This is a genomic window from Mesorhizobium album (genome assembly GCF_033977205.1).
Classification (GTDB): Bacteria; Pseudomonadota; Alphaproteobacteria; order Rhizobiales; family Rhizobiaceae; genus Mesorhizobium; species Mesorhizobium album.
In genome coordinates this window covers 1-12,128 of the sequence record NZ_JAVIIW010000082.1, presented here as the reverse complement: position 1 = coordinate 12,128, position 12,128 = coordinate 1, and the positions used below count along the sequence as shown (strand labels likewise).

Annotated in this window: 12 protein-coding genes and 2 pseudogenes; 4 read left to right on the top strand and 10 right to left on the bottom strand. The window is 64.0% G+C overall.

The window, feature by feature from the left end; genetic code table 11:
• Positions 1–104: pseudogene (locus tag RFN28_RS35000) on the top strand (IS110 family transposase); the annotation flags it as partial.
• Between the two features lie 29 nt (positions 105–133).
• Here the strand turns inward: RFN28_RS35000 and RFN28_RS33640 are convergent.
• Both RFN28_RS33640 and RFN28_RS33635 read right to left on the bottom strand, forming a co-directional pair.
• On the bottom strand, positions 134–814 hold the full coding sequence (locus RFN28_RS33640) for a GNAT family N-acetyltransferase (RefSeq protein WP_320291442.1): 681 nt from the start codon (positions 812–814) through the stop codon (positions 134–136).
• Positions 811–1,302, bottom strand: coding sequence for a MarR family winged helix-turn-helix transcriptional regulator (locus RFN28_RS33635; protein WP_320291441.1), 492 nt, complete (start codon positions 1,300–1,302; stop codon positions 811–813). The genes RFN28_RS33640 and RFN28_RS33635 overlap by 4 nt, the downstream gene beginning before the upstream one ends.
• A 246-nt stretch (positions 1,303–1,548) precedes the next feature.
• Between RFN28_RS33635 and RFN28_RS33630 the strand changes: the two genes are divergently transcribed.
• Positions 1,549–2,586 (top strand): phosphatidylglycerol lysyltransferase domain-containing protein, encoded by a 1,038-nt coding sequence (locus RFN28_RS33630; protein ID WP_320291440.1) that lies wholly within the window; start codon positions 1,549–1,551, stop codon positions 2,584–2,586.
• Between the two features lie 276 nt (positions 2,587–2,862).
• Here the strand turns inward: RFN28_RS33630 and RFN28_RS33625 are convergent, their stop codons facing one another.
• Together RFN28_RS33625 and RFN28_RS33620 are read right to left on the bottom strand one after the other, a co-directional pair.
• Complete coding sequence (locus RFN28_RS33625; RefSeq protein WP_320291444.1) at positions 2,863–3,624, bottom strand: ABC transporter permease; 762 nt, start codon at positions 3,622–3,624, stop codon at positions 2,863–2,865.
• A 14-nt stretch (positions 3,625–3,638) separates the two neighbouring features.
• A complete protein-coding gene (locus tag RFN28_RS33620) occupies positions 3,639–4,565 on the bottom strand; it encodes an ABC transporter ATP-binding protein (protein ID WP_320291439.1) in 927 nt (308 codons plus the stop codon).
• Positions 4,566–4,861: 296 nt separating this feature from the next.
• Here RFN28_RS33620 and RFN28_RS33615 point away from each other — a divergent pair, with 296 nt between their 5' ends.
• Together RFN28_RS33615 and RFN28_RS33610 are read left to right on the top strand one after the other, a co-directional pair.
• On the top strand, positions 4,862–6,241 hold the full coding sequence (locus RFN28_RS33615) for a cytochrome ubiquinol oxidase subunit I (protein WP_320291437.1): 1,380 nt from the start codon (positions 4,862–4,864) through the stop codon (positions 6,239–6,241).
• Positions 6,238–7,242, top strand: a complete 1,005-nt coding sequence (locus RFN28_RS33610) for a cytochrome d ubiquinol oxidase subunit II (RefSeq protein ID WP_320291435.1) — start codon at positions 6,238–6,240, stop codon at positions 7,240–7,242. Before RFN28_RS33615 ends, RFN28_RS33610 begins: the two co-directional genes overlap by 4 nt.
• On the opposite strand, the gene RFN28_RS33605 is transcribed toward RFN28_RS33610, so the two are convergent.
• The 6 genes and pseudogenes from RFN28_RS33605 to RFN28_RS33580 all read right to left on the bottom strand — a co-directional run bounded on the left by RFN28_RS33605 (position 7,233) and on the right by RFN28_RS33580 (position 11,919).
• Positions 7,233–8,945, bottom strand: a complete 1,713-nt coding sequence (locus RFN28_RS33605; protein ID WP_320291434.1) for a phospholipase D-like domain-containing protein — start codon at positions 8,943–8,945, stop codon at positions 7,233–7,235. The genes RFN28_RS33610 and RFN28_RS33605 overlap by 10 nt on opposite strands.
• A 373-nt stretch (positions 8,946–9,318) precedes the next feature.
• On the bottom strand, positions 9,319–10,047 hold the full coding sequence (gene msrA, locus RFN28_RS33600; protein WP_320291433.1) for a peptide-methionine (S)-S-oxide reductase MsrA: 729 nt from the start codon (positions 10,045–10,047) through the stop codon (positions 9,319–9,321).
• 226 nt (positions 10,048–10,273) lie between these two features.
• Positions 10,274–10,573, bottom strand: a complete 300-nt coding sequence (locus RFN28_RS33595; protein WP_320291432.1) for a hypothetical protein — start codon at positions 10,571–10,573, stop codon at positions 10,274–10,276.
• Positions 10,574–10,656: 83 nt separating this feature from the next.
• Complete coding sequence (locus RFN28_RS33590; protein WP_320291443.1) at positions 10,657–11,361, bottom strand: DUF1223 domain-containing protein; 705 nt, start codon at positions 11,359–11,361, stop codon at positions 10,657–10,659.
• Between the two features lie 189 nt (positions 11,362–11,550).
• A pseudogene (locus RFN28_RS33585) lies at positions 11,551–11,765 on the bottom strand (endonuclease domain-containing protein).
• The gene (locus tag RFN28_RS33580; RefSeq protein WP_320291431.1) at positions 11,689–11,919 is read right to left on the bottom strand and encodes a DUF559 domain-containing protein; all 231 of its coding nucleotides are present in this window, start codon (positions 11,917–11,919) and stop codon (positions 11,689–11,691) included. The pseudogene RFN28_RS33585 and the gene RFN28_RS33580 overlap by 77 nt, the downstream one beginning before the upstream one ends.
• Positions 11,920–12,128: the final 209 nt, after the last annotated feature.

The following is a 12,128-nucleotide window of genomic DNA, read 5'->3' as shown; positions in this document are numbered from 1 at the left end:
GCGCCAACGGCAAAAAGCCAATGGTGGCCATCGCCGCCGTCATGCGAAAGATCATCGTCACCCTCAACGCTAGGCTACGAGACGCCGCCATTCCTCAGAGTTGATGACGACACGATGGGCATCCGCAGCCCAGTCACCCCGCGCGTTGAACCACGGCCATGTTCAGGGTGGTTCTCAAGCGGAAGCCGATGGACTCGTAGAGGCCGACGGCCAGAGCGTTGCTGTCGTAGGCGTGGAGATAAGGAACCTCTCCGCGTGCCATGATCCGGTTTGCCACGAACAGCGACAGCAGCCTGGCAAGGCCGCCGCCGCGGAAATCCGGATGCGTGCACACGCCGCTGAGTTCGGTATAGCCGGGCTGCTTCATGCGCTCGCCGGCAATTGCCGCGAGCCTGCCTTCGATCTTCACGCCCCAGAAATCGCCGAGGCTCAAGGCCTCCAGCGTGAAGGGGCCGGGCTTGGTCAGCGACGCCAGCGCCAGCATCTCGGCCGCGTCGTCGCGCGTCAGCCGCTGCACCCGTTCGTCGGACACGGCTTGCATCGGCCGTTCGGCTGTCATCTGCACCAGGGTCGCTGTCGAAACCGCGGAAAGATCTGAAGGCAGGACGATAGGATCCGTTTGAACCAGGATCGAGCTTTCGAGCGGCTGCAACAGCTTGCTCAAGGCCAGCAAGCTCTCCGGATCGTCCGTCGCGGTGGCGGCAAATGGAACGATCGACGGCCGGTATCGCCGGGCCAGGCTGTCGCCTTCGGCGAAGGCTTGATGGCGTGTCGCAAGCGCGCTCCAGATGGGGCGGTCGAGAACGTGTTTCATCGCGCAACGGCCTCAGCTTTTTCCGCACGGCGGTGGAGCGGGGTCGCGGCCAGCCGATCCTCGATGACGGCGAGCTGACCCAGCAGCGAGCCGGAGAGATCCGCGCATACCTCTTTGACGGCGGCCTCGATGCGGGGCCAGACGTCACGCTTCGCACTGTCGACCAGCCGCTGGCCGTTTTGCGAGAGAGAGACGATCCTGCGCCGCTGGTCGTCGTTCGACTGCATGACCTCGACCAAACCCAGTTCGGTGAGAAGCGAAACGCTTCGCGTCACCCCTGGCTGGGCTACCCCGAGCGATTGCGCCAGTTCGCCGACCGGCAGCGGGCCCAGCCTGTCGAGCGCGGCGAGCAGGGGATATTGGCTCGACTGGATCCGCACATCGAGCCGCTCGAGCACGCGCTGCGTGTCGGCCTGCAATTGCTCGCCTATGCGCTTCAGCCTGCTGCCCAGGCAGAGATAGCCGAGAGACCGGATGATGTCTTCCATAGTGGATCCCGCCAATTCCATAACTTGATATATAACTACATATGGAAAGTCAAGAAATGATCGTTCCTGCAGGTTGACAGCCCAGGATAAAGGCTCGATGCCAGGCCGCCATGCGCCGGACATTTCCCCTTCAATCCCGGCCGATAGCATCCTATATGGCGCTGGCGCGACATGATCGGTCGCGTCTGGCGACTGATTCGAGGCCCGTGGGTCGGCGGGTCTCTGTTCATCGGCACGCGGAAGCTCATGCCCTCCCTGCGCATCCATATCGATAGGATTCTCGAAGGCGCAGCACCCAAGGTGCCGCGGCGGGAGCTGACGCATCTGGAGCGCCTGGCGCTGGTTCGGCGGCATGGCGACTTCTCGCTCGCCTATTCCACCGCCGTGCAGCAGAAGCTGTCCTATTTCAGCGATGGCGACGGCTACATCGCCTTCGGCACCAAGATGAAGCACCATTTCGCGCTCGGCGACCCCGTGGTCGATCCTGCGGACCGGCCGGGCTACATCAGGCGCTTCGTCGAGGCCGCCGGAGGTCCCTGGTTCGTGCAGATAAGCGCCGCCACGGCCAGGGTGCTGGCCGGGCTCGGCTACCAGGTCAACCGGTTGGGCGTCGACACCAGGCTGCATCTGCCGGCGCATGATTTTTCCGGCAAGCGCAACGAGACCGTGCGCTATTCCGAGCGCTGGCTGACGAAGAAGGGCTTCACCTTCGCCGAGGACAGGGCCAACATGCTGCTCGACGAGGTTTCGCGGCTGTCCGAGAACTGGCGCGGCGAGCGCATCGTCAAGCGCTGGGAGATGGGCTTCCTCAATCGTCCCTTCGCCGACCATCTCGGCGCCGACATGCGCCGTTTCGTCCTGCACGGCCCCGAAGGCGAGCTCGTCGCCATCCTCGATTTCGATCCGCTGTTCAGCGACGGCAAGGTCATCGGTTACACAACCGCCTTCAAGCGCAAGCATGTCGACGCCACGCCGCATGCCGAGATCGGCCTGACCAAATTCGCCGTCGACCGTTTTCGCGAGGAGGGCATTTCGGTCGTCACGCTCGGCCTGTCGCCGCTGCTCGATGTCGAGCCGAGCGGCTTTGCCGAATCGAGCTTCTGGCGCGGCGCCTTCCAGCGCGCCTACCGGTCGCCCTGGGTCAACCGCTCGCGCTTCAACCTCCAGGGCCAGGCCGCCTTCAAGCGCCGCTTCCACGGGCAGGAGGAGCCGACCTACATCGCCTTCCGCAAGGGCACGCTGATAGAGATGCTGGGCCTGCTGCGGCTGATCAAGGCGATTTAGAGATATCGCCAGCCTTCGCGATTTGCCGAAGCCTTGCGACTTCGTCATGCCAGGGCGGAGCAGCCGCGAAGCGGCGTCGCGGAGACCCTGGGATCCACGCCGTTACGTCGGCCGGGGAATGCGACGCAGCAGAATTCTGCACCGGAGGCAGCGCTTCGAAGTCACGGCATGGAACCTCGGGTCAAGCCAGGTCAAGCCCGAGGATGACGACGGGACAGGGCGTTCCGGCTAATCACGAAGGCATGCGCCCGCTCCAGATCGGAACACGATGTCCTGTCAATTCCTCAACCGATATCCCGTCTTGAAGATCCACGCCACGATCGCGATGCAGACGGCCAGGAACACCAGCGTCATGCCGAGGCTGACGCCGACCGAGACGTCCGCCTTGCCATAAAAACTCCAGCGGAACCCGCTGATCAGGTAGACGACCGGGTTGAACAGCGTGATCGTCTTCCAGATGCCGGGCAGCATATGGATCGAATAGAAGCTGCCGCCGAGGAAGGTGAGCGGCGTCACGATCAGGAGCGGCACCAGCTGCAGCTGCTCGAAGGTCTTGGCCCAGATGCCGATGATGAAGCCGAACAGGCTGAAGGTCACCGCCGTCAGCACCAGGAAGGCGATCATCCAGAACGGATGCTCGATCCTGAGCGGCACGAACAGCGATGCGGTGCCTAAGATGATCAGTCCGAGCATGATCGACTTGGTCGCGGCACCCCCGACATAGGCGAGGATGATCTCCAGATAGGACACCGGCGCCGACAAAAGCTCGTAGATCGAGCCGACGAATTTGGGGAAATAGATGGCGAAGGACGCATTCGAGATCGACTGCGTCAAAAGCGACAGCATCATCAGGCCCGGCACGATGAAGGCGCCGTAGCTGATGCCGTCGATCTCGTTGATGCGCGAGCCGATGGCCGAGCCGAAGACGACGAAATAAAGCGATGTCGAGATAACCGGCGAGATGATGCTTTGCAGCACCGTGCGGAACGCGCGCGCCATCTCCACCCGGTAGATCGCCCATACTGCACGAAGATTCATGGCCGCGCGCGGGTTCATGGCTCTTGCCTCAGAAGATTGACGAAGATCTCTTCGAGCGAGCTGTTCTTGGTGTCGAGATCGCGGAACTGGATGCCGGCGGCCTCGAGGTCGCGGATCAGCGAGGCGACGCCCGGCCGGTCGCTCTGGTTGTCATAGGTGTAGGTGAGCTCGTTCCCGTCCGCGGACAGCTCCAGCGCATAGCGCGACAGGCCGTCCGGCATGGCGGAAAGCGGGGCGCGCAGCTCCAGTGTCATCTGCTTGCGGCCGAGCTTGCGCATCAGCTCGGCCTTGCCTTCGACCAGGATGATCTCGCCGCGGTTGATGACGCCGACACGGTCGGCCATCGCCTCCGCTTCCTCGATGTAATGCGTGGTGAGAATAATGGTGACGCCGTCCTCGCGCAGCCGCCGCACCATCGCCCACATGTCCTGGCGCAGCTCGACATCGACGCCGGCCGTCGGCTCGTCGAGGAAGAGCACGCGCGGCTCGTGCGACAGCGCCTTGGCGATCATCAGCCGGCGCTTCATGCCGCCCGACAGCGTGATCGCCTTGGCGTCCTTCTTCTCCCACAGCGACAGATCCTTGAGCACTTTCTCGACGAAGGCCGTGTTGGCCGGCTTGCCGAACAGGCCGCGGCTGTAATTGACCGTCGCCCACACCGTCTCGAAGGCGTCGATGGTGAGCTCCTGCGGCACCAGCCCGATCAGGCTGCGCGCGGCGCGATAATCCCTGCCGATGTCGTAGCCGTCCACGGTGACGGTGCCGGAGGAGCGGTTGACGATGCCGCAGACGATCGAGATCAGCGTCGTCTTGCCGGCGCCGTTTGGCCCGAGCAGCGCGAAGATCTCGCCGCGCTCGATGTCGAGATTGATTTCCTTCAGCGCCTTGAAGCCGGTGGCATAGGTTTTCGTGACACCGGAAATCGAGATGATGGATGACATGCTGAAATATGGCCGGCTGGAAACGTGACCTCATATAGGTCGGATGTCGGTTTATTCAAACCGGCAATCGACGGTCCTCCTGACAGTTCTGGACAGTCACGCTCAGCGGCTGGCGACACAGCGGCGTTGCGCGCCGCGCCCGCGCTGTCGGCAAGCTGTCATGCGAGATGTTTATTCATGCTGGCGCGGCATCGCGCTCGGCGCTGCGACAACGCGCCTCGCGCGGCGCGGCGCCGCTTTGACCGAGGCGTGTTTGGGACCTATCCTTCAAGCATAAATTGCAGCCGGAGCCCAGCATGGACCCGCTCATCCTGTCGCGAATCCAGTTCGGCGCGAATATTTCGTTCCATATCCTGTTTCCGGCGATCACAATTGCACTTGGCTGGGTGCTTCTCTTCTTCAAGCTCCGCTACAACGCCACGGGCGATTCCGCCTGGATGCGCGCCTATTTCACGTGGGTGAAGGTATTCGCGCTCTCCTTCGCCATGGGCGTGGTCTCCGGCGTCACCATGAGCTTCCAGTTCGGCACCAACTGGCCGGGCTATATGGAAACGGTCGGCAACATCGCCGGCCCGCTGCTTGCCTATGAGGTGCTCACCGCCTTCTTCCTCGAGGCGGCCTTCCTCGGCATCATGCTGTTCGGCTTCCGCCGCGTCTCCAACCGCATCCACACGCTGGCGACGGTGCTGGTAGCGGGCGGCACCACCGTTTCCGCCTTCTGGATCATCGCGCTGAACTCCTGGATGCAGACGCCGGCCGGCTTCGAGATGCGAGACGGCAAGGCGCATGCGCTCGACTGGTGGGCGGTGATCTTCAACCCGTCAATGCCCTACCGGCTGGTGCACATGCTGCTTGCCTCGGGGCTCACCGTCTCCTTCCTGATCGCCGGCCTGTCGGCGCTGCGTTATCTTTACGGCGACCGTTCGGAATCGATGTGGAAGGCGTTGCGCACCGGCGTCTTCACCGCCGCCATCCTGATCCCGATCCAGATCTTTGCCGGCGACCAGCACGGCTTGAACACGCTTGCGCACCAGCCGCAGAAGATCGCCGCCATGGAGGCCAACTGGAACACCGGCCCCAACGTGCCGCTGGTGCTGTTCGCGCTGCCGGACCAAGCGGCCAAGGAAAACAGGTTCGAGATCGCCATCCCCGACGGCGCCAGTCTCGTGCTGCGCCACAGCGTGAGCGGCGTCGTGCCGGGCTTGAACGACTATCCGGGCAACCACCCGCCGGTCTTCCCGGTGTTCTGGGGTTTCCGCATCATGGTCGGCACCGGCATTCTGATGCTCATCGTCTCCTGGTCGGCCGCGTGGTTCCTCAAGCGTCGCAATAGCCTGCCGAAGCCGCTGGCCCTGATCATGGTGCCGATGGCGCTCTCCGGCTGGCTGGCGACGCTTGCCGGCTGGTACACGACCGAGATCGGCCGCCAGCCCTGGCTGGTCACCGGCGTGCTGAAGACGGCCGACGCGGTCGGCTCCGTTGCCGGCAGCCATGTGGCGCTCACTTTAGCCGTCTACCTTATCCTCTATGTGCTGCTCTTGATCGCCTATCTCGGTGTGCTGGTTCACCTGGCGCTGAAGGCGGCCAAGGAAGGCGACACATCGCCGCTGCCCGGTGTCATGAACGCTGCTTTGTCGCAGCCGGCTGCCGAGGAAACAGGGGAGCGAGTGATATGAGTTTCGACTGGCCGACCGCGCTTCCGTTGATCTTCGCCGGCTTGATGGGCCTCGCCATCCTGATCTATGTCATCCTCGACGGCTTCGACCTCGGCATCGGCATCCTGTTCGCCGCTGCCGAGGACGCTGAGCAGGACACGATGATCGCGGCGATCGGCCCGTTCTGGGATGCCAACGAGACCTGGCTGGTGCTGGCGGTCGGGCTCCTGCTCGTCGCCTTCCCGATGGCGCATGGCACCATCCTCACCGCGCTCTATCTGCCGGTCTTCGTGCTGCTCGTCGGTCTGATCCTGCGCGGCGTCGCCTTCGACTTCCGCGCCAAGGTGCCGGCCGGCAGGAAGCATCGCTGGAACCGCATCTTCTTCCTGGGCTCCGCAACCGCCTCGCTGGCGCAGGGCTATATGCTCGGCGTCTATGTGCTTGGCCTCGATGTCGGCCTCGGCGGCATGGCCTTCGGCGCGCTGGTCGCGCTCTGCCTGTCCGCCGCCTATGCCGCCATGGGTTCCGCCTGGCTGATCTACAAGACCGAGGGCGATCTGCAGAGGAAGGCCGTGCGCTGGCTGCGCACCGCGCTGGTGCTGACGGCGCTCGGCATGGTCGCCGTCTCCCTTGCCACGCCCTTCGCCAGCCCGCGCATCTTCGATAAGTGGTTCCTCTGGCCGGAGATCCTCTATCTCTCGCCGCTGCCAATTGTGTCGGCGCTGTTGTTCTTGTGGCTGTGGCGGCAGACCTTCCACCTGCCGAAACCCGACGACCAGCATGCGATCCGGCCGTTCCTCACCCTTGCCGCCATCTTCGCGCTGGGCTTTGCCGGTCTCGCCTGGTCGTTCTATCCCTTCGTCGTGCCCGACAGGCTGACGATCTGGCAGGCCGCCTCGGCGCCGGAGAGCCTGGCCTTCATCCTGGTCGGCACGGTGGTCGTGCTGCCGATCATCATCTTCTATTCCTTCTATGCCTACCGCGTCTTCGGCGGCAAAGCGACGGATCTGACCTACGACTGAACCTCAGGCTCGGTCCAGAAGGCGATCTCCTGCGCCTTGGTCTGAAGCTCCGTCTTCAGCCATTGATCGTCGTCGTCCAGATAGCTCCACGGCGTCTTGCCCTGCGCGCGCATCTCGCGGATGTAGGAGCGGTAGCGGTAGTGGCTGTAGACCGACATCGCATAGGTTGCATAGGCGGCTGCAAGTTTCTTGTGGCCGCGGACGATCACCAGGTTCTCGTCATTGGCCTTGCTCGCCGGCGCCGAGAAATTGTGGCTGCCGGTCACCACCACGCAGTCGTCGGAATGCGGGTCGGTGACCAGGATCTTCGAGTGCACGATGGCGTGACCGATCTGCGTCAGGAAGGTGCGCCGGTTGACCTCGGCGATCCACGGTCCGAACGATGCGTCGAGGCCCTGCGGCTGCGCCACCGCGTAGCGGTCCGGCTTGAACGTGCGGTCGCTGCTCACCAGGTCGATGTCGAGGAAGTTCTGGTCGGTGCCGCCTTCGTCTTCGCTGAGCGTGCTCACCACGCCGCGCACATACATGCCCTCTTCCCTGGCGCGCTGGCCGGCCAGCGAATGCAGGCCCTGCTTGCCGGGCGTGAACATCAGGAACAGCACGGCGTGCCTGGCCGAATTGATGACTTGGCGCAGCGCCTCCATGTCGGCCCCGTCCGACGTGCGCGTGAACCACACCGTCGCCTTGGCTGCGCCGACGGTGAACGTCTTCGGCGCGTCGTTGTCCGCGATCAGTGCCGGCGTGAAATCGGCCGGATCGGTCTTCGGCGGCGAGGCATCCTTGAGCAGGTCCCAGTGCCTGCGGAAATGCTTCGCCACCTCCTGATCCTCGATCAGCAGGCCGTTATTGACCTGCGTGCACAGGCCCGTGGTGCTCCAGTTGGTGCTGCCCGTCCACACCATCCTGGGCACGCCGCCCTCGGAGACCACGACGAATTTGTTGTGGCCGAGGCCCTTCGATTTCAGCATCCGGTCGATGGTCGCGATGCCGTGGTCGTTGAGATTCTTGCGCGCGGCCGCATTGCCGTCGCCCTTCTTGTCCGAGCCGTTGGCGAGGATGAGATTGAGGCGCGGCCCGAGCCCGATCAGCGCCGTCTCCAGCGTCGCGTCGCCGAGCTCGTAGAGCGCGGCGTGCAATTCGTCGCCGGGAACCTGCGTCAGCCCGACCATGCGCAGGCCGAGGTCGCCCGCGAGGAAGGCGCGGAACTTCGCGTCGCCATTGGTCTGCAGGCTTTTCTTGAAGGCCGCCGGCGTCAGCTTGTTCTTGGCCATGTAGCGGGCGACGAATTGCGACAGCACCAGCCCGCGGTTGAAGAAGCAGGAAAAGCCGCCGCCGGCATCGGTTGAAAGCGTCTTCCAGTCCGTCCAGTCGCTCGTGACACCCTTGGTCAGCGGCTTGCCGGCGCCGGCGCTCATCATCGCAGTCACCCGGTAGCGCACCACGTTGCCGACATCGGCCGCGTGGTCGGTCCAGTTGAAGCGCTGGAACGGCCAGACATCCGACGGCCGGTGGTCGCCCGATTTCGGCTTGTCCTTGGTGAAGCCGACGCGGTTCTCGACCGGCTCGATCTTCTCGGTCGCGCCGACCTTGCGGCCGCGTTCAAGCAGGAAGCCGCGGCATCCCGCGATGAAGTCGCTCGGCGCCCAGGCGACGAAGGCGTCGTCGCCATTGGTGTAGACGGAAACCTTGATGCTGACGGCCATTGTCATTCCTCCCCGATAATGCATGTCGCCCCGGAAGTGTGCAGCGGTCCTGGGACAACGACATGCATCGAAACAAAGACCTAAAGCGCGTCGACTGAACCCGTCCGGCGCGACGCGCTTCAGACGCCGGCAGGTTTGGGTGCGGCCAACAGAATCGGTGCCGGAAACGGGTCTCCGGGTCAGCTGAAACAGAAAGTCAGAAAGACGAGCGACAACGATTATGTAGCGGCAGAACGTGCGCCGTCAATGTTTGTAGAAACGCAAGTATAGCTCTATGAACTGCTTCACAGTGCAGTATATTTCCGGCAAAGAAGAGGCGGGCAGGCCGGGCCTGCTCGCCCTTGTTTACCCATGAGCTGGATGCGTGCCGCAATCAGCTCTTGCTGGAGGCCAGCACCAGCACCGGCTTTTCGCTGTAGAGCTTCGGGAACAGCGCCTTGAGGCTCTCGATCTTGGGCAGGTCGTTATAGACGATATAGGGATAGGTCGGATTCAGCGTCAGGAAATCCTGATGGTAGTCCTCGGCCGGATAGAAGGTCTTGCCGGTCTCCAGCGTGGTGACGATCGGCTTGCCAAACACCTTGGCCTTGTCGAGCTGGGCGATGTAGCTTTCGGCGACCTTCTTCTGCTCCTCATTCTCGGCGAAGATCGTCGAGCGGTATTGCGTGCCCTGGTCCGGCCCCTGGTAGTTGAGCTCGGTCGGATTGTGCGCGACCGAGAAATAGACCTGCAAGAGCTGGCCATAGGTCACCTTCGACGGATCGTAGGTGATCTCGACCGACTCGGCGTGCCCGGTGCGGCCGGTGCCGACGACTTCGTAGACGGCGTTTTCGGCGCTGCCGCCGGTGTAGCCGGAAACGGCCTTGCTCACGCCCTTCACATGCTGGAATACGCCTTGCATGCCCCAGAAGCAGCCGCCGGCGAAGATTGCCTTCTCAGTGCCGCTTGCCGCCTTCTCGTCCAAAGCCGGCGGCGGGATCACCACCGCGTCCTCGGCCGAACGGGCCGGCGTCTGCCAGAACGCGGCACCCGCCGCCGTCAGCACGAGCGCAGCGAGCGGGGCGAGTGATCGCCGCGCGGGTTTCTTCTCGATGTCGGTCATGTCTGACCTCCTAGGTTAGGTTTGAGGATTATACGACGGAAGCCGCCGCGAGTTTCTCACTTTGCCGTGCGGCGCTCCCCCTCATCCGGTCGCTTCGCGGCCACCTTCTCCCCGGCGGGGAGAAGAGGTTGGCGCCGGCGCTGACAGTCGCCTCTCCCCAGCGGGGAGAGGTCAGCCGAGCGAAGCGGAGGCTGGGTGAGGGGGCGTCACAAGGCATGGGCCGACCTTACTGTGCCGGAGCCATCGCGTCGGCCGGCTTCATTGCATCCGTCACCGGCTTCATCGCATCCGCGGGCTTCATGGCATCCGTCGCCGGCTTCATCGCCTGGGTAGCCATTGCATCCGGCTTCATCGTATCGGCCGGTTTCATCGCGCCCGTCGCGGGTTTCATCGCATCCGTCGCCGGCTTCATGGTGTCGGTCGCCATCGCATTGGCGGGCTTCATGGCATCAGTCGCGTCGTCGGCGCGGGCGCCGGCGGCAAAGGTTGCGAGCGCAAGCGCAAGCGCCGTCAGGAATTTGGTCATGCTGGTCTCCTTGAGTTGAGGCGCGCGATGCGGGCCCGTTGGTGCGCCGCCGCTTGCTGCGGCCCGGCGCTAAAAAATGATGATCAGTTCGCGGCCGCGGCCAGGATCGGCCCGCCGCCCGGGCTCTGCACCAGCACGGCGGTGCTGAGGCCGTCGCCGCCCTTGGGCAGCGGCAGCGTCGTCGCCTGGCCGTTCCAGCGGCCCAGCTTTTCCAGCGAATGCACGACATTGGCATGCGGCAGCGTGCGGCCGGTGTTCTCGCCGCGCGCCACCGGCACCTCGACGACGCCTCGTCTGTAGCGCACCAGCCAGACATCGGCCGCGCCGCCGGGCGCCTTGGCGGCGCCGATGCTGACCTTGCCGCCGGCAAGCGCCACATCCGGGCCTTGCGCGCGGCCGCCCTTGTTGATCAGACTTTGGGCGATCAGCTGTTGGATCTCGCCCGGCTTGGCGCCGACCGCATCGTGGGCGCCATTCACCACCACCTGCGGCGTGAACGGCCCGTCATGGCCGAGGGCCGGCTCGTAGTTGACCTGGCGCTGCGTGAACTCCTGCCGGCCGAACGTGTCCTTCCAGCCGAGATAATCCCAGTAGGTGACGTTGAAGGACAGCGCCAGCACGCCCGGCTGGTCCTTGACCTTGATCAGGTTGGCATTGGCCGGCGGGCAGGACGAGCAGCCCTGGCTGGTGAACAGCTCGACCACGGTCAGCGGCTGCGCCGCCGCCGTGCCGGCCGTGGCCGCAAGCGCGATCAGCGCCGCGCCGGCGAGCAGCGCTTTGCCGAGCATTGTCTTGGGTCCGATCACGGGAAGAAGTCTCCGTTGCGGCTGGGCAATGCTCCCATTTCGCCGCCTCGGAAGGCTTCGTTACAGCTTCACCGGTTTGTGATTGGGAGGCGCTTGTGGGAGAAGGTGGCTCGGCGTGCAGCGCCGAGACGGATGAGGGGTGCTCCAGCTTGGCGGCGGCGCAGACCAAGTTCACCGCCAAGGCTGAAGGCTGGTGTCTCTCACATAAGCTATGATCGTATCGCAGACGCCGTCCAAATCCTTCAGGACGTCGTTCCAAAAGCGCACCACGCGAAAGCCCTCGCCTTCAATTCAGTGCCGCGGACCTGGTCAGACTCCGAATCCGCAAGCTGGCTGCCATCGATCTCGACGATCAGGCGAGCTTCGAGGCAGACGAAATCGGCGATGTATCTTCCAATAGGAACCTGACGCCGAAAATTTGATCCGGTCGAGCCTGCGATCGCGCAATTCCTGCCAGAGCTTGTCCTCCGCCTCCGTCATTTCACGCCGGAGCGAACGGGCAAACCTGCGTTTGGTCTGTTTGACAGGTTGATGCGGCATGGCTCCGGATTAGCCGGGCCATTGAGCTCCGTCCAGCAACCCTCATCCGTCTCGGCGCTGCGCGCCGATCCACCTTCTCCCACAAGGGTGTTTCGACCGGGGACATCGCGAACAGGTGTGCGAGGACATCGCGAACAGTTTTGCGCGTTTTGCGCGAGGGGGTTCGGGATGCCATTCGAGGCCAGAAGCGTGATGAGCCAGAAAGAAGA

Coding starts and splice junctions, on each gene's coding strand:
- RFN28_RS33640 (WP_320291442.1), bottom strand. CDS start 814: ATGAAACACGTTCTCGACCGCCCCATCTGGAGCGCGCTTGCGACACGC.
- RFN28_RS33635 (WP_320291441.1), bottom strand. CDS start 1,302: ATGGAAGACATCATCCGGTCTCTCGGCTATCTCTGCCTGGGCAGCAGG.
- RFN28_RS33630 (WP_320291440.1), top strand. CDS start 1,549: ATGCCCTCCCTGCGCATCCATATCGATAGGATTCTCGAAGGCGCAGCA.
- RFN28_RS33625 (WP_320291444.1), bottom strand. CDS start 3,624: ATGAATCTTCGTGCAGTATGGGCGATCTACCGGGTGGAGATGGCGCGC.
- RFN28_RS33620 (WP_320291439.1), bottom strand. CDS start 4,565: ATGTCATCCATCATCTCGATTTCCGGTGTCACGAAAACCTATGCCACC.
- RFN28_RS33615 (WP_320291437.1), top strand. CDS start 4,862: ATGGACCCGCTCATCCTGTCGCGAATCCAGTTCGGCGCGAATATTTCG.
- RFN28_RS33610 (WP_320291435.1), top strand. CDS start 6,238: ATGAGTTTCGACTGGCCGACCGCGCTTCCGTTGATCTTCGCCGGCTTG.
- RFN28_RS33605 (WP_320291434.1), bottom strand. CDS start 8,945: ATGGCCGTCAGCATCAAGGTTTCCGTCTACACCAATGGCGACGACGCC.
- msrA (WP_320291433.1), bottom strand. CDS start 10,047: ATGACCGACATCGAGAAGAAACCCGCGCGGCGATCACTCGCCCCGCTC.
- RFN28_RS33595 (WP_320291432.1), bottom strand. CDS start 10,573: ATGACCAAATTCCTGACGGCGCTTGCGCTTGCGCTCGCAACCTTTGCC.
- RFN28_RS33590 (WP_320291443.1), bottom strand. CDS start 11,361: ATGCTCGGCAAAGCGCTGCTCGCCGGCGCGGCGCTGATCGCGCTTGCG.
- RFN28_RS33580 (WP_320291431.1), bottom strand. CDS start 11,919: ATGCCGCATCAACCTGTCAAACAGACCAAACGCAGGTTTGCCCGTTCG.